Genomic DNA, 20,925 nt, shown 5'->3' with positions numbered 1-20,925 from the left:
ATGCTAGACCGCTTCCACTTTTATGGAATGGAAGGATATCTCAACATAAACATTTTCCCAGCAATTTCCTTTTCTAGTTATACTTTGTCCTAGATTACAAGAGGTTATCAGGCCTCGAGAATTTTTTGAACAGCAATGATCACCTCGATCACGATGAACGAAAATTTGTACAGGGAATCTGTGATGTAATAATACTTTAGATCGTGCATTGCAGACTATCGTAGCAGGTATTCTTGTATCCATAGAGCAGTCAATTAGTTCTCTTGAATCAAAATCAATAATTACTGCCAAGTAGAGCTGACCTTCGCTTGTAGTGACATAGGTAATGCCACCTGCATACTTCTGATTTTATTCACCGTATTGAATTCTTGAGTCTTCAGGCTCATAGCAATCGTCATCTTATGCTTGCTGTCCGTAGTAGATTTGAGCTTGCGTGTGACTTTGGGCGTTAAATTCTGATGCCTCATACTGGCTGCAATGGTTTTAACATTATGATGAACATCGTTCTCAGGCAGTTCTTTCTGGATGCACCTTGAGCCCAGCTCGGCTTTTGATGTTGTCAAAACCGCTTGGAGCTCTGCATAAGTTCTTTGCGCGATGCTTCGCAAAAAATAAGTAACACGGTTAGTCACATTTTTTCACCGAATTGAGCAATAAAGCCTGTTTGTGTCTTTGTTTTTTCAGAATAATTCTGGTGACCTAAAAAAGAATAAAATCCATATTAACTAAAGTAGGTTTGTGATATGCGAGTTTTAAACATATGTCTTTTGAAGGTTTTTGGGATGATTTTTATACGCGAAATAAGGACAAAAAAAAACTGAGTGAATATGTTGTAAGGAAAAAACGAACGATAAGTGGCTATGGATGTTTGACTTATAAGGTTTCAAATGGTTATTTATCCCCACATAGTTACTCTTTATCTAATAGAAATAGTTGATGATATTAGATGTGCGTTTGTTTAGGGCTTTGTAGCCTAGCTCGAGGAGAAGCCAAGATCTTAACGTTTACATCCATTAATTCAGCATCCTTATATCTAAAGTTATAAAACAACTAACAGTACAACGCCTAATAAACTCTAGCTTTCTTATTTTTGGATTAGTGATTGTAGTGGCATAGTGTAAAATACTGCGCAAATACAAACCAATGAACTAGAGGGATACGAGGACATCCAAGGTCTTAGATATGAAAAACAAAGTTGAGCACGAACGCTGATCCACGAGAAAAAGTGGAAAAACATCATGGTTTACTCTCTAAATCAATTACAGTGTTTGCATCATCCTTTTTTCATCTAGATACAGAAAGCAATATAGGAAGGGGATATTACGGGTTTCAATTGCTATTAAGAAAACTCATATTATTTTAAAACCACTGTCATGCACTCATTAAAATTATGTCATTGGTTTTTATATCGAATATGTTGTTTGAATCCTATTTTATTTAAGCCAACAATGGGCCAACACAATATTTAACTAACCGTGTAGGAGAGTAGTTTATGATACCAATTGAAAAATTTATCGCACGAACAGGCTTTGTTGCTTAATTCAGAGATAAGACATACTTGCGCCATTGTGCTTAATTATTAAACGATACACTGAGTTTCAGGCATACCTAGCCCCGTAAGTTTGTTCAGCACTTTGATCATGGCGTAAGTCTCGCCAACTTGAGCGTTGTAGTTCCTCAGGCTTAACTTCCCACCTAACAACTGTTTCACACGATACATTGCTGTCTCTGATAGCGAGCGCTTATGGTAGCCATAACGCTGTTTCCACTTCTTGTTAGAGCCGTAGAGCTTCTGACAACCTACTGCTAAATTACGAGGGTGTCCTTGCTCCTAGAAAGCAGACCCTTCTCGTGGCGGAATGAGCGGAATCGAATGCTTGACTCGTATAGCATCATGGCAACGTCTTGTGTCATAAGCTCCATCACCTGATATCTCAATGATTTTTCGACGTGTTTGCTTAAGTAAGTCAGGGAGCACTTCAGCATCGGTTACGTTAGATAAACTCAGCTCTGCTGCGACTATTTCGTGGGTGCTTGTATCTACAGCAATATGCAGTTTACGCCAGACTCTGCGTTTCCCGTCAGCTCCATGCTTCTTGACTTTCCATTCACCCTCGCCATACACCTTGAGACCCGTGGCATCAATGGCCAAATGCTGTATTGCGCCTCTGGTTTTGGTTTTAAATGAAACCAAAACTTTCTTAGTTCGACGGCTTATGCAAGTGTAATGCGGACTCACAAGCGGGATGTTAGCCAGCTTAAATACTGAGTTTAGAAAACCTTGCAGTGCTCTCAATGGCATAGAGAAAATGCGTTTTATCATCAGTGCTGTAGTAATAGCTAAGTCACTGAATCGGCGAGGTCTACCACGCTTAGCTTCTTTTGCTTGCTTCCACTCGGCTATCGCTTGCTCATCAATCCAAAAGGTCAGAGAACCACGATTTATTAAGGCTTGATTGTACAATTTCCAGTTGGTTGTTTTGTAACGAGGTTTCGGCATTCGGCTACGGAGATTAATGGGTGTAGTCGATCAGATCGTCGCTTCTTGATTTAGTTCCATCGATTTAAGCAACAAAGCCCCTTAAACCTTAAAACATCATACTTACCTGGTTTTTCCAATAAATCAACCATTCTTATGCATGCAAACTTACCACTGGCTTCTGCTATTTTTCCGTCACCTATATATAAGCAAGTATGAGTATGAGATGCATTTGACCAACTAGTAGGGTTATTTATCAGCTGAGCTAGAAATATTCCGAAGTGTATACCGTCAGAAGATTTATCTTTTATGAATAATAGGTCCCCTCCCTCTAGATATATCCATATTCAACAGTCTATGTTTATCTTCACGTAAAGACACCTTAGAATTAGGTTCTACATGCCTAACACTTTTAATTTCATTACCATAACATATTTCTTCTTTTATTGATGGCCCTACTGTAACTTATTAAAAAGACTTATATTTTTAACTATAAATCATTATTCATATTAAATAACCGTTTACAACAATGGATCTAACAGACTATTTTCTATAGCATTTCTACATCAAAGAAGGTAAATGCTGATTTAACTTGTATTAAATAACACAGCGTAAGCTCTATAATCAAAAAGAGTAACAACGATGTGTAGCATTATTAAGATGTTATTTAGGATATCAAGTACCTCTTATGCTACCCCCTAAAAATAATTTCAACAATGAGACACGATCTGTTTCTCATGATAATTAATATTTCACCATGTTTTTCTGGGAGGTGCTCTTGCCAAAAAGAGAAGATGCCCACTGCCTCAGAGGAGTGCATGAAGTATTTATGTATTTGTAAAGTGGGTTAGCTGATTGCAGAGAATTTGATACATAATCTATGGTATTCAAAAACCAATAGTTCACTCGGTTAATGTTTCAACATCAGCTAATCCTCGTAGCCTTATTCCAAAAGCTCGTTTGTTTGATAGAGAGGTTTTTTCTAAGTCACTACTATACTCGTAATGCTATGATTTATAAGTTTTTTTGAAATGCCGTCATTTTTCATTATTATCCTTGTTATTTCATTATTCAGCTTTTTTCTTGTGCGTTCTTATATAGGGGTACCTTCCAAACAAGGGGGTATTTCGTTTGAGTTGGTGTTTTTAGGAGGTTTAAATGAAGAAAAATATAATATTCACCACATTAGCTTTGATAAGTACGCATAGTTTCGCTAGTTCCCAGACAAATATTCTATTTGAAATGGAAAACAAATATTCGAACTGGCACTTCAATGATAATCCAACACTGATCCCAGTTGATGGTGTAATCTCTATTACCGCTACAGATAAGACCGTAGAGGGGGAAACAGTTGACTTGACAGACCACGTGTCATGTATCACTTATTCTACTGGGTTAAAAATACAGGACAACCTGTTATTTGGTGTAAAACCTGGTTCGTATCAAGTTCAATGTTCTGTTTATGATAAAACAGAAAACTATAACATTACTGTTAATGATGTTGAGTTAACTGATCTGAGGGTGGGATCGAGTGATTGGGAGTTGATTAGAGGAAAATCTACAGAACTCGAAGCCTTAGGACGTTTTTCTGATGGGGCATACATTGATATCACTCCATCGGTGTCTTGGTCCGTCGGTAATGAAAGTGTATTAAGTATCAGTAATGGGGTTGCTACTGGTATTGGCCAAGGTTCAACCACTATTACAGCTGCTGCAAGCAATGGGGTAACGAGTTGGCCAGTTCCTATGGATGTGATTGAGTCCCCTTATGTTTCATTAGATGTTGTTGGTCTTCCTTATTCAATAAAAGTTGGCGATCAAGCGCACTGGTATGTAATGGGAGTTGATCGATATGGTCGACGTCATAATGTGTCATCTCAGATTTCTTGGAATATCTCAGACCAATCTACGATTAAGATTGATCCTATTGAGGGTTTGCAAGGTTTGAAAGCAGGAAGCACTCTTATTTCGGCAAAGATAGATAATATTGAAAGTGAGCCACACTACATCGAAGTCTATGAGGTTGTTTTAGATAAGTTAACAGTATCACCAAACATCAGTAAAGTTTTTACCAATGAGGTAGTGCAACTGCATGTGACAGGGCATTTTACTGACGATACAGAGCTTAACATGACTCATCAAGTTGAGTGGAAAGTATCAGACAAAAATATCGCTACAGTATCGAAAGATGGGCTTCTTACGACGTTGCGAGCTGGGGTCGTGACACTAACCGCAATGAAAGACGGAATTGAAAGTGAGACTCAAACTATTCATGTTTCTGTGAATGAGTTAAAAGGAATTAACCTAGAGGTTGTCCCTGAGATAATTTCGAACACCTATTCTCAGGGTAGTGAGGCTGTTATCAGAGTAATGGGGCAATTCGCTGACGGAAGCAATGTAGAGATTAAAGAGGGGGTTGATATTTCGGTTTCGGATAGCGCGATTGTAAAATTGGACAAAGGCGTTGCGCGTGGTATTCATCCAGGAGAAGCTTCACTGCAAGTGATAGTAGATGGCTTCAGCGACTCGCATAGCATTCGAGTTCAATCCAACCCTGGCCCGGTAGTAACAAAACTAAAGAAAAACCCAACAACGCTCTATACTTCAACTCCAACTGTTGACTTTGCTAAAGAGCTTAATGCTGCTTATTACAACACGTTTTCAGAAGATGGTGTTTATGGGCCAAATGGTCTAAAGCCTGCAAGGTTCTCTCATGCAATGGCACGTGAATTTTGTCAGCTATTAAGCCAAGCTAATTATCATGATAGAAGTAATTGGAAACTAGCGACAATCGAACAATTGGAGGTGTTGTTTAAAGAAAACCGAAGCTTATATCTAAGCCATGGATGGCCAACATCGAACACATACGGGACTGATTCGGAAATAAGTCGCAAAGGCACTTATCATAACATTAACATGTATACTGGTTACAAAAGTAGCCATGCTCCAGAGCAGGCGAGATTTGTCTCTTGTGTTTCTGAGTAAAAAGCCACCTATCGAGCTTTTTTCTTAGATATTTGTGAGCAAGGTATTCAGGAGTTAAAGAGGGCATTATGCCCTCTTTTTTTGCTGAAATTGTAAGCTACGTGACAATTTGAGTGTAAGCTGTTTTTGGGTGGTGGTTTATGTATTTTGGGAAATGATTAATTTGTATTAATCGCTATGTTTGATTTTCTGACAGCATTTCAGTGTTTGATAGCATCTTTCGCATTGCGCACATTCCGTTTGCGACTCTTTCTGTGTGCAAAAAGAATGTTGTTCATTACATCATGCTTGTCCGTTCTTTTTTTGATGTGTACATAAAGAATGGTTAGTTTTGTGGGTATGCAGTAGCGACTCCATTTTTGCCCTGCGTGCACCAGAGATTAAGCGCTGCGTTGAGCTCATTTATAGTGTTTTCAATAGGTGTTGATTTTGCTTAGATAATGCCTACTGAGATAGGTTCTTAGTCCCCCTTGCTTTCAGAGAGCTACGGTTTTGTTGCGTGTTTCTGGTTCGCTTTTTTTGTAATGAGGCTTCAGTGTATGGTAATAGGCTAATGTGGTCGAGTTGTTCGCTAGCTGCTGAGTATTTAATCCAATGCGAGTTGCTTGTCTGGTTATTGTATTAGAATTGGCTCGTTTGATGAATAAATTGAGACTGTTCTAAAAAACCACACTGTAATTTCGATTCGGAGGGCATTGTATTCAATTGTAGAAAAAACATTTCCAGTTTTTCGAAGAGTTAAAATATAACCATTTTGGCGAGGAATTTTGGTTGATGAGCCTTACCTTAAGTAAGATTTTCCATTATCTATTTAGAATAAATAATGAAAAACTGGTATAAACAGAAAGCCAGGCATACATCCATGTCGCTGGCTTTCTTAAGGTATGAAACATTAAAGTTTCACAATGAAGTTTTACGGTCAATATCATCAGCACATAGATAGCTGCGCTGACGGATGTAATTTTACTCATCATTATCCAATCAAGCAACCTAACATGGCTGAAATGTGACAAACCTATTCAAAAAAGCAATTTGATGTATATCGCATAACGGAAAATATAGAACTGCGGTGTCTAAAAAATTAAAATTATGGTATATATTTAGCATATTTTTCGCCATATTAGACAGAAGGGTGGAAATTTTGGTATCTTAGAGTTGTGACTGAGGATGTTATATTTTCAATAAACCTGCTGATGGTTATTATTTGGTCTCTTTCTGATGTTGGTTAATAATTCTTGATGCTAATAATTTAAAATGAACATCTAGTAGACATCGATATTTATGACTAAAATATAAATAAATTTAATTTTCCCTAGGGTTACTCTGTCCAATTAAAATAAATGAAACTGAAATTTAAGGAGTTTGTAATATGCTTCAACGCAGTGTTTCTTTACCAAATCTTAACAGTGAGTTTATTCTTCAAAGCGAAGTCCCAAAAAACATGATTGCCATATCATCGATTAGCACCATTGCAATAGAAAATATGCCTGAGAAGCCGGTGATGTTAGATATGGATGATATCGATGGAATAAAATTAAAAGCGGTACGTGTTGGATTTGACACACCGCTTGCTAGTGTAGCTGTAGAAGTAAACAACGCTGGTAAAGATAAAAGTGTTAATGTTGGAGTAAAAGTACTTGGATTTGGGGCTCGTTTTGGAATGGATTACGAAAAAACGTCAAATAAAAACAAATCTAACAATAGCAATGATTCTACAGAATACAACACTTGGCTTTGAAACATGCAAAGTCTCAATTTTACGAGGTACTAACATATTTGACTTATTAGAAGATAAATATGTAGAGGGAAACTAAAATTGTCCAAAATTTTTAAGTGTTTTGTTTTATTGTAGGGTGTTCAGTGTTTGGTACTTGCAACTAATCACTAACCTACAAGATGTTGGTCGATTCAAATTTAACTAACACAGTCGTTTTGGGTTTCTATGTAGGAGTTTGATATGTACTTTATTGGTTATCATGGTACAAGTGAGAAGTCTGCTATTAATATCTTAAATACCGGAATCCGTCGAGAATGTTTACCTAAAACAGGACAAATAGGTCCTGGATTTTATGTTGCCAAAGTTAAAGGAGCTCTTCCTGAATGGGGTGCTGAACAAGCAACAAGCTTAGGAAGGCATAATCTTAGTATTTTTCAGCGAACACTGAATAATGTACTAGGAGAAAGAAATAACCTCTTTCTTCCAAGTGATGCTAAAAGAACCATTCTCAAAATATACTCAACCAAATATATCTCTCATTGCAATTGGAACACAATGAATCCTGTGGATTTATCTTGTGTTAATGAGATTTTAAAGGAGACGCCACAATCTAGAGATTGTGCGCTAAACAATCTCATTCAAGAGCGAGCGGAGTGGCTTCAAATGGTTATAGCTCCGGAGGATTTAAAGTACATATTTGCATGTCGAGATGATGGTAAAAGAGAAAAAAATAGTAATTGGTTTTCAAAAGAATCCCCGTATTAAGTCAAACTTGCAATCCAAGTTAGTCAGCTAAGTCTTGAAGAATATGTTGATAAGATTTTGAAAGCCAGTAAGGCTTTGCTACGCTAAGTAGAGGTAGAACTACGACATCGTTTCGTGTGTGTCTTATTTGATACTACAGGTTTCAAACGTATCTAACCTAGTAGCTTGTTCAAGCCTTTGAGCATTGCGTAATTGTTGTAATCTCTTAGGCTTTATTTTCCCCCTAACAACGGCTTCACTCGATACATAGCTGTCTCTGATAGCGAGTGCTTATGGTAGCTATATCGATTTTTCGGTTATTATTGCAGCCGTCAAGCTTCTGACAACCTACAGTAAAATTGCGAGGATGTACTTTTCCCAGAAGCTTGCCCTCTTTTGTAGCGGGATGAGTGGAATCGCTCTCTTAATTAGTATGGAGTCATGACAATTCCTTGTATCATAAGATCCATCACCTGATATATCGGTGACTTTGCGACGTGTCTGTTTGAGTCAGTTGGGGATCACTTCGGCATCGGTTACGTTAGATAAACTCAACTCTGCTGCGACTATTTTGTGAGTACTTGTATCTACTGCGAGATGCGCTTACGCTAGACTCTGCGCTTCCCATCCCGTCGTACCATACTTCTTGACCTTCTATTCACCTTCGCTAAAAACCTTGAGACCAATAGCATCAATGATTAGATACTGTATTGATCCTCTGGCTTTCCGTTTTAAATGAAACTTCAACATCCTTCACTATGAGGTTTATACAGGTGTAATGCGGACACACAAGCGGATGCTAGAAAGCCTTGTATTGATCTCAATGGGATAGAGAATACGGGTTTTACTATCAGTGCGGAAGTAATGGCTAAGTCGCTGAATTGTTGTGGTCTACCACGTTTGCCTTGTTTGTTATGCTTCCACTCGGCTTTGTTGTGTAATAGTGAACTCACAAAGAATTGGTGCCTAAATTCAGCATAAAACTCTTAGCTCACTTCAGGTATCTACTAAGCGATAAAGTTCTAGTGTGCTTATCAACGCTTGAGGAATAACAAGTGAAGTGGATTATTTCTTACATAACAAAGCCTATTGTTACCAGAGGGGCCTTTACATCATTACATATCTAGAACAACGAAATAAAAAAAACCAACGCTTAAAGCGTTGGTAAATAAGAGTAGATATAGATGTATAAAGGCCAGTATGTTGGCGCAACGTCATTATCCCTGTTCGACAGACAATAGCAAATATATGTATATCAATATGTGACATCCCTTCTCACACTAGCTGAATCTAACTAAATTGGCTGAAAATGCGCGATACGTGCGAAATGTTTTACTGTAATTATAAAAAATCAGATATCTGAGGTCCCAATTTTTGCTGAAGGATATATTTTTTTCGCAGGGTTGTCACATTTTATGTGCCTTTAGGTACATAGTGGAGAAATAGTGAGTAATACATCCTACATCGATAAAAAATATTTAAGGTTTCATGATGTTTACTGTACTGAGAACGTCATTTTTTACAACATAAGGAAACTTGTGATATGGATGTTTATATTGAAAGAAATAAAAAACAGTTATTGAATTACTAAAGATATTATATCGGCAGATTAAATTTATTGTAATTTATTTGCCAATATACATTGATACATAGAAGTTTAAATATAGTGAGATTTATAATGGGCTTTGTTGCGTAATTCGAGGGAACTAAAGCAGAAGGTTACGATCTGATCGGCTAAGTAAGTTAATTCCCCTAGTCTCATGCCGAAACCTCCCTACAAAACAACGAACTGGAAACAGTACAACAAAGCCTTAATCAACCGTGGTTCACTCACTTTCTGGATTGATGAAGAAGCCATTCGCCAGTGGAAGCAGAGTAAACAAGATAAACGTGGTAGACCTCGTCAGTTCAGCGACTTAGCCATTACCACTGCACTTATGGTGAAACGAGTTTTCTCAATGCCGTTGAGAGCATTGCAAGGGTTTATCGATTCTGTTTTTTCATTGGCTAACGTCCCTATAGTCTGCCCACATTACAGTTGTATAAGTCGAAGAGCTAAGCAAGTCGAGGTTTCATTTAAACCCAAGACTAGAGGTGCAATACAGCATCTAGCTATTGATGCGACGGGTCTCAAGGTTTATGGCGAAGGAGAATGGAAGGTCAAGAAGCATGGTACTGACGGGAAGCATAGGGTCTGGAGAAAATTGCATTTAGCGGTAGATACCAGTACTCATGAAGTCGTCGCGGCAGAACTGAGTTTATCTAATGTTACCGATGCAGAAGTCCTTCCTAACTTACTCAAGCAAACACGCCGAAGAATTATCGAGATATCTGGTGATGGCGCTTATGACACAAGGGATTGCCACGATGCCATACGGTTCAAGCGAGCTGCTCCACTCATCCCTCCAAGAGAAGGGGCAGCCTTCTGGGAGAATGGTCACCCTAGGAATTTAGCGGTAGGTTGCCAGAAGCTCTACGGCTCCAACAATAAGTGGAAGAAGCGACGGCTATCATAAACGCTCACTATCAGAGACAGCAATGTATCGAGTGAAGCAGTTGTTATGAGAGCGATTAAGTCTGAGAAACCACAATGCTCAGGTTGGTGAAACTTACGCCATGATTAAAGCGCTGAACAAACTTACAGGGCTTGGTATGCCTGAAACTCAGTGTGTTGTATAAGAATTACTCAATTGCAGGCAGTTTGGTTCTCTGATCGAATTACGCAACAAAGCCTATCACGTGTTGAAAAAAGTCGTTTAGATGACTTTAAAAATTTATTGCGAAAGCAAGCAATTGCAAAACATGTAGTCATTGAACAAGAGAATAAATATCTCGAAGCGGAAAACGAACTGCATGTTTATAAATCACAGTTAGAGCAAATTGAAAGTGAAATATTATCAGCTAAAGAGGAGTATCATCTTGTTACTAAATTGTTTGAAAATGAAATTTTAGATAAAATACGAAAAACAACAGATAGCATTAAGTTATTAACACTGGAAGTGGAAAAAAATAAAGAGCGCCAACAGGCTTCGATAATCAGGGCTCCTGTGTCAGGAAAAGTTCAGCAAATAAAAGTTCATACTGAAGGCGGTGTTGTTACAACAGCCGAAACATTAATGGTAGTAGTACCAAATAATGATTTACTAGAAGTTACCGTATCAGTACAAAATAAAGATATTGGGTTTATTCAAGTTGGACAGATTGTCATTATTAAAGTAGAGTCATTTCCTTACACGCGATATGGTTACTTGACTGGTAAGGTGAAAAATATAAATTTGGATGCTATAGAAGACCCCAAATTTGGACTTGTTTTTAATGTCATCGTTTCTCTTGAAGATAATTATTTATCAACTAAACATAACAAACTTCCATTGAGCTCCGGTATGTCTGTAACAGCTGAGATAAATACAGGAATGCGAAGCATAATAAGTTATCTTCTCAGTCCTTTGGAAGAGTCAGTAACCGAAAGTTTACATGAGCGTTAGGTTTCTGTGTGTGATTCATAGACATCCTTTCAACTATACTGGATATCTATGGACAGAGAAATCCACTGAAGACTACAGTGGATAAAAATGTATGAAGAGTCTGGTGATGCAAGCTTCGTAAGTTGCCGCTGTGGTATTTCTAGGCCAACATTACTCTATACAAGCAGGATGTAATTTCTGGTCTGGAAAGCCATAGTAGACGGCCTCATTCTTCTCTTGATACTAAAATTACGTACGAATTGAGAGCATTGAATCTTTAGATGCGTGTGAAACATAACCTAGGGGCGTGGTGCTTTCAAGCAGAATTCATTCGTTTTCACCAAATATATCTAATCACAGCAATAATCCACAAAGTACTATCAGAAGTTTCGGTGAAACCGATAGTTACTTACCTACGAAACAAGACTTCCAAAGGCACGAACGTCCGACTCCTGGTGACAGAGCTCAGATGGATTCTTGTAAAATAGCGTTAGGGATTTACCAGTACACGGCCATTGAAGACTGCTCTAGCTATCGGGTTTTAAGGTGCTATTCTCGGCGTACATCGGGAAATTCAGTCGATTTTATCGAATGTGTATTAGAGGAAATGCTATTTCCTATGCAATGTATTCAAACAAACAGAGGGCGCGAATTCTTTGCAGATAAAGTCATGATTTATGGCATCAAGAGCTTAGTGCCAACAAGCCAGGTTCATCTCACTTGAATGGCAAAGCTGAACGTTCCTAGAAAACAGATAAAAGTGAGCTTTATCCGACTATAGATGTTGGTGTGTGGCTGGAATAGCTGGATCCGTTGCTATCTGAATTGCAGCACTACTATAACTGGGAGCGACCACATAGATATCTAAAAGGGTTAACACCAATAGAAAAGGTTACGGAACTATCTGACAAAACACCTTCGTCTGAAAAGGTATATCAGCACGATCGGATATGGAAAGACAGTTTCCAAGAGTAGAATTACAAGCTTGATATTCAGCTAAGAAAGTTGAAACCATCTCTATGGAGTGACACAAAAATTTAGCCCAGAGACAATCTGACAGTCACCGAGACAAAAGTGGATAACTGTCAGAGCTGGTCTGAATTAGTAAAGTTAATCGGCTCACTAGTATCACCGATCCTGATTGCAAATTAAAAGTTACTTGCTGTTTAGGTAATCTAGAACAACTTCATGATGGTCTTTGGTTTTGAACTTATTAAATACATGCTCAAGATTCCCAGATTCATCAATAAGGAAGCTTGTACGAACCACGCCCATATTCTCACGGCCCATGAACTTCTTAAGTTGCCAAACACCGTACTTCTCACAAACTTCGTGTTCTTCATCGGCTAACAATGTGAAGTTAAGTTCTTGCTTATTGATAAAGTTAGTCAGTTTTTTGGGTGTGTCTGGGCTTAAACCTAGTACAACAACGTTATGAGCATCTAGTTCAGCCTTAGTATCACGAAGCCCTTGAGCTTGGGTTGTACAGCCAGGCGTTGAAGCGCGTGGGTAGAAATAGAGTAGTACTTTTTTTCCTTTCAGCTCAGAGAGGGTTACTGGGTTGTTGTCTTGGTCGTTTAATGTGAAATCTGGAGCGATTTGTCCTGCTTCGATAGCCATGGGTTATCCTTACTTTCTTTAATTTACTCTGAATCGAGCTTTCTTTTTATTTTGACGTCTAGTTTTATCTATGCTTGCTAGTGCTGTCTAGTGGTAACTTGAAACGAGGCTCAGTTACTTTCTAAAATTACCATCAACGATGTTATTTGGTCTGGTATTAACTACCTTATCCATCGCCTTCTCGCGCAGACTTTCATGTAGCATTTCCATTAGTTCTTGAACTACCTTTATATGGGTGGCGGCTTGAACAGCTAATGCCTCCTTATGGCTTTGAGCCTCATCGTAATATTCTTTTTTCTTCTTATTGGCTTGCGTTCGTTCACCTTTGAGCGCCTTTATTTCTTTTTGAAGCACTTCAATAGGGGAGTCAGCGGTTTCATCCTGAGTAACTTGTACCTCTAATGATTTGTTTTTTATCATCAGAACGACGTCGTTGTGTCTTCTGAGAGCGCCAGCAGAAAGCCCAGCTTCTTTTTCAACGTTACTATTGTTGATTTTGAGTTTGCCTTTTCGCGCTTTATTACGCAGCTCTCTCGATGTTAACTTTGCTACATCACCGCTTAGTAGCCTTTCTAATGCGTCAATTAGCTTCTTTTTTGTTGCCTGTGACATTATGAAACAACTCCAAATGGGATGAGTAAATCCCTAACTTCATTAGGAAAAACGACAGGCTCATAGTCGATACCTAAATCACTCATAATACGTTCTGCCGCTTGAATTTTAATGTAAGATTCAGAGGCAGTTTGAGATGTGAGTTCATTACTTTCAATATCGTAAAGCATGTGAATTTCAGCTTCTTTACGCTTTGCTTCAGCAAATACGGCATCCACGATGTAGTCATTCTTGCAATCTACACATTCAATGAGGTTAACAAGCGTTCTTAAGCCACAAGTGGTCGAAGTGCAATATATCCCTGGTGCAACCGCATGAAGGTGTCGTTTTTTATTTCGAATTTGCTTTTTCCAGAAATTTAGAGAAAGCATGTCATTATCCACCTTGTCTGTGAATAAGTTACGGTCTGTTTTGGTCATGCTTTTAGCAAACTCTTTGCCTTTACCGCCTGCAACTCTTTCCTTGTTTGCCAATTTCTCATAGATACTTAAATAGACACGAGCTTTTTGATTGATTCGCTCGTTATCAATTTCGTTCGCAAGGGTCTTATTTTTTTTCCTGATTTTTTGAAACTTACTGGCATTTTTAGCGTAATGCCGTGTCATTGCCACAGACATATGGCTGAACTGTTGTTTGAGTTGTGGGAAGTTGCAAAGCTCGTAACCAATTAAGTAGTAAGAGAAAGAACGGCGAAGTTGATGTGGCGTAAACTCGTAATTGTTACCTAATTCAAACGATAAATTTGGGTCAGATACTTTTAGGTCAATTAAATCTTCATTGGTGAGTGCAAGCTCGTCACCCATAGCCTCTTTGAACCAAGCTATAGAGTGAGTACCTATTACTTTTTTGCTTATTTCACTGAAATCCTCTTTTATTTTATGGAAGAAGGATTGTGAGCTAGGGTGTCTTTTTCTAAGCGGTGTATGCAGCGCTTGAAGGACTTCATAAGCTTTCATACCAATCTCAGTGGTGACAAACTCATCTTGCATTGATTGAGATCCTTTGGCTGTCTTTGAAAGATTGGCATGGATAACGTATATATTCTGGCGGTCGATGATATCTTTGGTGCAGCCTTGTGCGGTGTTTAGATTATACATCTCATCGCTTCTCATTCCTGTTCTAGCCATTACTCCCCATAAGCAGCCACCATTAAGCATTATAAAAAGTGACTGGGCTTCTTTTAAACCAGTGATTGCCCACTGCCCAATCGTCAGCTTTCGCTCGGTGTGGAATTTATCTAAATGCCTGGTTTGTATCTCTGGTTTATGGAGGAGTGCGAGAGTCAGTGTCTCTTCTTCATTTGGAGAGTGAATTGCTGTGAAGGCTTGCTGAAAAGAAATGATGCGCTTTTTGCTTTCTTTATTCGACTTGGCTAAGCACCATTTAATACCACCGTTTTTTTTTCTAGCGTCACCACTGACTAGGTACTTAGCATAACCTACATAGGCTTTTTCAAAATAGGTGGTAATGTAATCTGCCAGTTGCTCTAGTTCATGACGAAGAGCGTAAGCTCTATTAATCAGCTCTTCCGACTTTTGAAGCCCCATATAGTAGAGCCTTTGTGGAATGACGGTATATTGTTTAGCTTCTTTAAGAGTTAAACCAAAATTCGAGGCGTTAAGCTTTTTGTTTAGATTAACCTCAAATGGCAAGCCTTTGGCTTCTAGGTAAAGGCGGTTTAATGCGATGTATATTCGATCTCTTTCAAAATCGATATCGGTAAAGTTCGTTAACACCCAAGTTTCGAGTCGGTCAAAGTCAAGCGCAGACAACGTATTAAGTCCCTCATTTAAAAGCGGGTTGATGACTTTTTTTAGACCGTTTAGAGCCTCATAAAGAGTACCAAAGGAGTGGTCATGAGGTGAAAGCCACATCATTTTAAGTATGAGTACTCTAAGTTCATTTTTTAGGTTGCGCTCAATCACCCTACCATCGTTGGTTAAATCTAGGGTCAAGGCCCTCTTTGCTTGCGGTTCGATATGGTACTGCAAGTTTCTCCAAGCTTCATCATCGGCAATTTTGCCTAATGATTCACCTGTCACCGTAAAGCCTATATCAAGAGCTTCGAGTTCATCCCAATCGCCGCGCTCAATCGCTGGTTTTAACACATCTATTAAGTAATTAGCATGAACGCCAACGTTTTGTTGCGCTTTAAGAAGCTTGTTTTGGTGCTCTAGGTCAGAGAGTTTTATCATGTAAGCCTCCGTAACTACATAGATAGAAATGCATGGTCGATGGACACTCTTGGATGACGACCTTGGGTATTAAATTTTTTCATGCCTTCATCGAATACATCGTCACTTGCCCCATCCAGCGTATACTCAAACGCTTCGATTTTTTCTAGAGCATCCCCTTTCGAATCGGGGAACATATCAAGCCCTTCCTTAAAAACATCGATGTATGAAATAAGCTTATAAATAGCATCAGCGTCATTTACCGCTTTGGCAGATTGGCACTTGTGACACATATCAAACTCGGTGCAAGGTAAGTCTGCGCCTAGCGCATAGTTCGTTTCTCGCTGTGTATTTTTACCATCAATCATAACTTGCTTCCCATCACAAACTATTCCGTTGGGGTTGGTTTTACGCTTTTTATCACCTTCCTCGTATGTCAGCATCGGAATGCCGCGCCTTTTAGCAACAGCATCTTTTACTTGCTCTAAGTCATTATCAAAGAGGTTTTCGATGACTTCGATACCCTGAGAAAGAATGACTTTATTAAGTGATGGAAGCCCGTTTATGTAACTTCTCTCTATTGTGTTTCGCTTGTTTTGGAGCAAGCTTTGAACGGCTTGAATCCCTACCTCTGCATAGGCTTGATTACTGCTCATTTCTCGCCAGCGACTTGATTGAAGAGAGAGGTAATAATGGTTGGGTTCAACAGACCATTGTCCCATGAGATTCGCTGAAATAGGGCTAATACCTTCCCAATCATAAGGAACATCACTGGAAGTTCTTGCTAAAAGCAGTCGTTCGTATTTCTTAGGCTGTTTGTCTGCTTTTTCTTTCGCATATTGCTCTATATTTTTAATAAGCGTTAAATCACAAGCAGGGACTTTGAAATATCCTGTTTCGCCACTTCTATAGTTAAAAGAAATGGTAACATTGCCATCGCTATCAATTTCGGAATAGGTGAGCGGAAGTAAAATCCCTTTAAGTGGAAGGTCTGTGTAACAAGATAAAATGCAATAGGCACTGATGGTCGCTCCTTGTCTTGCCTTAGCTTTGGAAATTTCCTGTACTTCTTTATGAACAACCATGCGACCTAAATGATTCGTGACCTTCTTTAATCTGATGACTTGTTGGTTTCGATAGGTGTAAAACAGCTCTTGAAACCAAGGTAGATTACCAGCCCGGTGGGGAGATAATAGGTGTAGTTTGTTAACGAGGGTTTTATTTAGCTCTCTCAAATTAAAGGTATCACTGACTTCTGAGTAATTATTGAGAGTAAAAAGCAGCACAGAGCCATCTTCACCATTGCCGTAGAGTTTGGATAATCGTTCTAGTAGCTTTATAAACTTTACGCCATCGCGCTTATCAACGTCAAACGGCTCACCTACGAGCAGAGCATCGACTTCGCTGCTTGAGCGAGGCTTATAGCTTAAGACCTTGACCACTTGCATACTCTTATCTCGCTCCCCTGTTTTAACATCAATTGGGTGGGCGATATGTCGAATGTTGGTGTCGTTCAGTGAGGTAAAAAAGCACATTAAATGATAGGCGGCACCCATTGTAAGGTTAAAGGCTGCGCCAGCATTAACAGCGGTGCCATTTTTGCTTTTGCCTGTACCTCGCACTTTCAATGATGTTGGAATTTGAATTGTTTCCTCATGCAAACCAAGACTAATGATAAGAGGCAGAGTTTCGGGTAAAGGTGTGTTGTTTTCTTTAGCAGCAATGAGCTGTGGCGCAAGAGTGAAAAACAATGCTTCTAATCGTGTGATCAGAAGCTTTTCTTCTTCATCTGAGTACCCCTTAAAGGGCGTTGCTTCTCCTGTAAACCCTCGGTGATGCCTAGCCCAATCGGAAATAGGCAGGCCGCACCATTCAAGCGCTGTGCGAAGGGATGAAAGTGAGCCCGCAATGCTTGATTCTTTAATGCCTAACTCCTCACCATGATTGTACTCCCACAGGCGTTTTGAAGGGATAAAAACTTTAATACGATGTCTCAATTCGCCATCGTTGCCTACATACTTCAAATAGCCACTTTCGGATAATGGGTCAATATTTAGTGCATCACAAAAAGCAAGGTAAGCGCGTAAGTTCTCATAGGATCTTGTGACGCTTTGTGGAGACTTGCCATTGCTGACATATTGATGAGCTTTTTTGCAAAAAGACCTGATAAATACGGTTCGGCGGCCTATTTTTTCGTTTTCTTTGTTATTCCCAAAATACAATAGGTGAGAAACATCGAATGGCTTTACTCTAGTTGAATTAGCATCTTTATAAGGAATATCAAGACTCAAAGGAACAACATTTTGATTGTTCCGCACATGCTTGACGGCTTTGGACTGTTTTGCGATTTTACTTTTCGCCATTACGACCAACCTCCGTTCATTTTTCGGTTTTTGGCTTTAGCCGTTTTGATTTGGTCGTCCAGCTTATTCATGTACTGAATATACTTTTCAGTGGTCGATGTGCTGGCGTGTCCCATTAAATACGCTAACTCACCCATCAGGTAATCATAGCTAACATTTCGACCTTTTGACTCTTCCCAAAGCCAGTGAGTAGCAAAGGTAGAACGTAAATCGTGAATTCGGTAATACCAAGAAGAGTCCACTTCGCGAATTTGCTTTCTAAGGTTTGAAAAGTGCGTTTCTAATGTATTAGCTGAGTAAGGCTCGCCTTTGTTTGAGAGAAATAGGTACTCAGCGGTATCCATTTCGCTGCCTGCCTGAATAAGAACATTGCGCTTACTTAGGTATTTAAGTTGCGTGTAACTTTCTTTATGTATCTCTAGCTCTTCGTACAGCTCGATAGGGATTTCTACGGTACGCTCTTTACTGCCTTTAGTGTGAGTAATTTTGATTGGTACAGCATCTAAATCACTGTAGTCAGCGTTTCCGATGTCATGAGCGGGGAAGTGAATGGCTTCATCTATTCTAAATCCTGCTTCTGCACATAGCTGAAATATGAGTTTTGTTGTCTTTGGGAGTGATGTTATATGCTCATTGAATAAAGCTTTGTGCTCGGGGTGCATGGGCTTGAGTTTTTTGTGGGCTGGCGTATTTTGCTTTTTAGGAAACTTCTTCATGATATTGGAAGTTTCATAAGTACGCTGAGAGCCAGATTTTGTGTGAGCCAGCATATCGTGTTGGTTTAACTCCTGATGCACTGTTTCTGTGGTGTAGTGCGTAACGATATTTTCATCATTATTTTTGACGTAGCCGTTTTTTTGTATCCACTTATAGAATCCAATAACCACACCCATATAGGTGCGAGCTGTAGATAAACTAAAAGCCTCGCTGCCATTAGAGCCTTCAATATCATTGCAGTTCGCAAGCAGGAACTCAGCAAATCGCCAGGGAACCCCTTCTTCTTCGTACTTCGATAGGGTTTTATACGTTAGGTATTCACATGGTATTTCATGACCATCTTCATCAACTTGAGAGTGGTGAGTCGAATCCAAATAACGAGTGAAAGCTAGCAAACCTTTTGCGATTGAACCTGTGTCTTTTACAGCCGCTTCACCACGCAATTTAGATACTAGGTAAAGAGACTGTGGATAAACCACTCTACCGTCAGGGGCAACGATGATATCGGTTTTCTTTATGCGTGATTTTAGATTGGAAGGAGAGAGGTCGGGAGAGTATGTCACTTCCCCTGATTTCGTATCGGTATTTGTAGAGATTCTCAGCTTTGCTAATGTATCGACTTCGACAGAAAGAAGTCGGTAGTCATCATAAACATCAGAACATTTTTCTTTGTACGTTTCTATCACAAAACAATCCTCGATATGCTACCCACATATCAAAGATAGATTTGTCATAAAAAATATCAAGGTTTTCTGTCATTAAAAACTTCTAAGGGTAAATTTCTTTTCGCCCCACACACCAAATTGTTCAGCAACAGCGTGATCTTCGTCAGACAGTAGCGTGAAGTTTAGCTCATCACGTTCAATGAACTTACCTAGGCGCTTAACTGGGTCGATACTGACACCCAGAACAACCACGTTGTGCGCATCTAGTTCTGCTTTTACATCACGCAGGCCCTTTGCTTGCGTGGTACAGCCTGGAGTCATGGCTTTTGGGTAGAAATAGAAAAGGACTTTCTTGCCTTTAAAGTCATCAAGAGTAACAGTATTGCCGTCTTGGTCGAGCAAAGAGAAGGCTGGCGCTGGCGAGCCTGCTGTCAGCGTATTCATTATAATTTCCTTTACTTTATAGTGTGTTTTTAATGAAATTCAGAGAACCTTGTACGTTGAGCGACTTACAAAGTTCATCGAAATCTTCTTGTAATTGCATTAGGTTGCAATCGGCACTGACCGATGCTGTGATCGCAATATGAAATTGGTCAGCATCAAGCTGCAGTTTGGATTTGCTAATGGTTTGTGCGCTGAGCGAATCTAAGCCAATTTGTTGGTCTGCGAAGAACTGAGTAAATTTCTCTGTCAGTCCTGGACGATCTTCAGATTCAATAAAGACTTCCATCGTGTAACTGTTGTCGAGCAGCTCGTGCGCAGACGTTCGCTTCATGATGGTGATTAGGTCATGTTCTTGCCCTAATAGTGGCAGCTGTGTTTCAACACGAGTGATGTGACTGGCATTTCCAGTCAGTAGCATGATCAGAGTAAATTCATTGCCAAAGATAGCGATGCGGCTATCAACGATGTTACAACCAGCTTGAGTCACGAGCTTAACCACTTGGTTACAAATGCCCGGACGATCCGTTCCAACTGCTGTAAGTACCAGATGTTGCTTCATAAATAAGCTTCTTGTCCTTTCTTCAATAGAGAGATGTTAGCACAGATATCGAAGATAAATATCGAGTGAGTTCTTTTTTTAGTTCGTAGGATAATTGAGATTAAAAAAGGTGAAGTGCTAAGTAGTGAGTATGGGGTAGACTGGGAGACAGAAGGCCATCGAGCAGGGAAAATGCCGAAAATAAGTACAATATGAGCAGTGAAAACTTGGCGAGCCTCTATCAGTGGTTTATTTGGCGCTAAACTAGCCTTTTTATTGGTTCATCGCGGATAAGCGGGAACTAAAAACGGTAGTAAGTGATAGAGTTTTATCGCCAAACAAAACCTACACAAACTACCGTTTTCATGTCGAATCATACTTTCCTATCTTCATTCTGGGAAGG

Annotated in this window: 13 protein-coding genes and 5 pseudogenes; 7 read left to right on the top strand and 11 right to left on the bottom strand. The window is 39.3% G+C overall.

All coding sequences use genetic code 11. The features are described from left to right. Window positions 1-3 precede the first annotated feature (3 nt). Complete coding sequence (locus UF05_RS26795; RefSeq protein ID WP_079877084.1) at window positions 4-291, bottom strand: DDE-type integrase/transposase/recombinase; 288 nt, start codon at window positions 289-291, stop codon at window positions 4-6. Beyond that, a complete protein-coding gene (locus UF05_RS23720) occupies window positions 282-632 on the bottom strand; it encodes a hypothetical protein (protein WP_052697641.1) in 351 nt (116 codons plus the stop codon). The genes UF05_RS26795 and UF05_RS23720 overlap by 10 nt, the downstream gene beginning before the upstream one ends. A 111-nt stretch (window positions 633-743) precedes the next feature. Here UF05_RS23720 and UF05_RS26790 point away from each other — a divergent pair, with 111 nt between their 5' ends. Next, window positions 744-821: an SVM family protein gene (locus tag UF05_RS26790; RefSeq protein ID WP_371190714.1), complete on the top strand. Its 78-nt coding sequence runs from the start codon at window positions 744-746 to the stop codon at window positions 819-821. A gap of 758 nt (window positions 822-1,579) precedes the next feature. On the opposite strand, the pseudogene UF05_RS00070 reads toward UF05_RS26790, so the two are convergent. Next, window positions 1,580-2,500, bottom strand: a pseudogene (locus UF05_RS00070) (IS5 family transposase). Between the two features lie 1,137 nt (window positions 2,501-3,637). On the opposite strand from UF05_RS00070, the gene UF05_RS00065 reads away from it, so the two are divergent. The 3 genes from UF05_RS00065 to UF05_RS26410 all read left to right on the top strand — a co-directional run bounded on the left by UF05_RS00065 (window position 3,638) and on the right by UF05_RS26410 (window position 7,946). Then, window positions 3,638-5,464 carry an Ig-like domain-containing protein gene (locus tag UF05_RS00065; RefSeq protein ID WP_045544997.1) on the top strand — a complete coding sequence of 609 codons (1,827 nt, stop codon included), beginning with the start codon at window positions 3,638-3,640 and terminating at the stop codon, window positions 5,462-5,464. A 1,369-nt stretch (window positions 5,465-6,833) separates the two neighbouring features. Then, a complete protein-coding gene (locus tag UF05_RS00060) occupies window positions 6,834-7,202 on the top strand; it encodes a hypothetical protein (protein WP_029802400.1) in 369 nt (122 codons plus the stop codon). 219 nt (window positions 7,203-7,421) lie between these two features. After that, entirely contained in the window at window positions 7,422-7,946 is a 525-nt protein-coding gene (locus UF05_RS26410; protein ID WP_005499450.1) for a hypothetical protein, read from the top strand. Between the two features lie 215 nt (window positions 7,947-8,161). On the opposite strand, the pseudogene UF05_RS23750 reads toward UF05_RS26410, so the two are convergent. Next, window positions 8,162-8,851: pseudogene (locus tag UF05_RS23750) on the bottom strand (IS5 family transposase); the annotation flags it as partial. A gap of 834 nt (window positions 8,852-9,685) precedes the next feature. Here UF05_RS23750 and UF05_RS00050 point away from each other — a divergent pair. The 3 genes and pseudogenes from UF05_RS00050 to UF05_RS26200 all read left to right on the top strand — a co-directional run bounded on the left by UF05_RS00050 (window position 9,686) and on the right by UF05_RS26200 (window position 12,364). Next, window positions 9,686-10,604: pseudogene (locus UF05_RS00050) on the top strand (IS5 family transposase). Window positions 10,605-10,615: 11 nt separating this feature from the next. After that, complete coding sequence (locus UF05_RS00045) at window positions 10,616-11,410, top strand: HlyD family type I secretion periplasmic adaptor subunit (RefSeq protein WP_269428331.1); 795 nt, start codon at window positions 10,616-10,618, stop codon at window positions 11,408-11,410. A gap of 87 nt (window positions 11,411-11,497) precedes the next feature. Continuing rightward, window positions 11,498-12,364, top strand: a pseudogene (locus tag UF05_RS26200) (integrase core domain-containing protein). A 180-nt stretch (window positions 12,365-12,544) separates the two neighbouring features. On the opposite strand, the gene bcp (UF05_RS00040) reads toward UF05_RS26200, so the two are convergent. The 7 genes and pseudogenes from bcp (UF05_RS00040) to UF05_RS00010 all read right to left on the bottom strand — a co-directional run bounded on the left by bcp (UF05_RS00040) (window position 12,545) and on the right by UF05_RS00010 (window position 20,543). Beyond that, on the bottom strand, window positions 12,545-13,009 hold the full coding sequence (gene bcp, locus UF05_RS00040) for a thioredoxin-dependent thiol peroxidase (protein WP_005484388.1): 465 nt from the start codon (window positions 13,007-13,009) through the stop codon (window positions 12,545-12,547). A gap of 114 nt (window positions 13,010-13,123) precedes the next feature. Further along, window positions 13,124-13,621 (bottom strand): hypothetical protein, encoded by a 498-nt coding sequence (locus UF05_RS00035; protein WP_005484390.1) that lies wholly within the window; start codon window positions 13,619-13,621, stop codon window positions 13,124-13,126. After that, window positions 13,621-15,816 (bottom strand): tyrosine-type recombinase/integrase, encoded by a 2,196-nt coding sequence (locus UF05_RS00030; RefSeq protein WP_029802406.1) that lies wholly within the window; start codon window positions 15,814-15,816, stop codon window positions 13,621-13,623. The genes UF05_RS00035 and UF05_RS00030 overlap by 1 nt, the downstream gene beginning before the upstream one ends. Before the next feature lie 14 nt (window positions 15,817-15,830). After that, entirely contained in the window at window positions 15,831-18,158 is a 2,328-nt protein-coding gene (locus UF05_RS00025; RefSeq protein WP_045544996.1) for a hypothetical protein, read from the bottom strand. Beyond that, window positions 18,158-19,561: a tyrosine-type recombinase/integrase gene (locus UF05_RS00020; protein ID WP_045545018.1), complete on the bottom strand. Its 1,404-nt coding sequence runs from the start codon at window positions 19,559-19,561 to the stop codon at window positions 18,158-18,160. The genes UF05_RS00025 and UF05_RS00020 overlap by 1 nt, the downstream gene beginning before the upstream one ends. A gap of 90 nt (window positions 19,562-19,651) precedes the next feature. Beyond that, a pseudogene (bcp, locus tag UF05_RS00015) lies at window positions 19,652-19,984 on the bottom strand (thioredoxin-dependent thiol peroxidase); the annotation flags it as partial. Window positions 19,985-20,000: 16 nt separating this feature from the next. After that, complete coding sequence (locus UF05_RS00010) at window positions 20,001-20,543, bottom strand: glycine cleavage system protein R (RefSeq protein ID WP_005465166.1); 543 nt, start codon at window positions 20,541-20,543, stop codon at window positions 20,001-20,003. Window positions 20,544-20,925 lie beyond the last annotated feature (382 nt).

Source organism: Vibrio sp. S457-15 (assembly GCF_000960545.1).
GTDB lineage: Bacteria > Pseudomonadota > Gammaproteobacteria > Enterobacterales > Vibrionaceae > Vibrio > Vibrio parahaemolyticus.
Note: the sequence above shows the minus strand (reverse complement) of the source record. Positions and strands in the feature narration are given on the sequence as shown.

What these genes read in the sequence shown, in the direction of transcription:
- UF05_RS00010 (WP_005465166.1), bottom strand. Translation starts at nt 20,543, where the DNA reads ATGAAGCAACATCTGGTACTTACAGCAGTTGGAACGGATCGTCCGGGC.
- UF05_RS00035 (WP_005484390.1), bottom strand. Translation starts at nt 13,621, where the DNA reads ATGTCACAGGCAACAAAAAAGAAGCTAATTGACGCATTAGAAAGGCTA.
- UF05_RS00065 (WP_045544997.1), top strand. Translation starts at nt 3,638, where the DNA reads ATGAAGAAAAATATAATATTCACCACATTAGCTTTGATAAGTACGCAT.
- UF05_RS00025 (WP_045544996.1), bottom strand. Translation starts at nt 18,158, where the DNA reads ATGGCGAAAAGTAAAATCGCAAAACAGTCCAAAGCCGTCAAGCATGTG.
- UF05_RS26410 (WP_005499450.1), top strand. Translation starts at nt 7,422, where the DNA reads ATGTACTTTATTGGTTATCATGGTACAAGTGAGAAGTCTGCTATTAAT.
- UF05_RS00030 (WP_029802406.1), bottom strand. Translation starts at nt 15,816, where the DNA reads ATGATAAAACTCTCTGACCTAGAGCACCAAAACAAGCTTCTTAAAGCG.
- bcp (WP_005484388.1), bottom strand. Translation starts at nt 13,009, where the DNA reads ATGGCTATCGAAGCAGGACAAATCGCTCCAGATTTCACATTAAACGAC.
- UF05_RS26790 (WP_371190714.1), top strand. Translation starts at nt 744, where the DNA reads ATGCGAGTTTTAAACATATGTCTTTTGAAGGTTTTTGGGATGATTTTT.
- UF05_RS00060 (WP_029802400.1), top strand. Translation starts at nt 6,834, where the DNA reads ATGCTTCAACGCAGTGTTTCTTTACCAAATCTTAACAGTGAGTTTATT.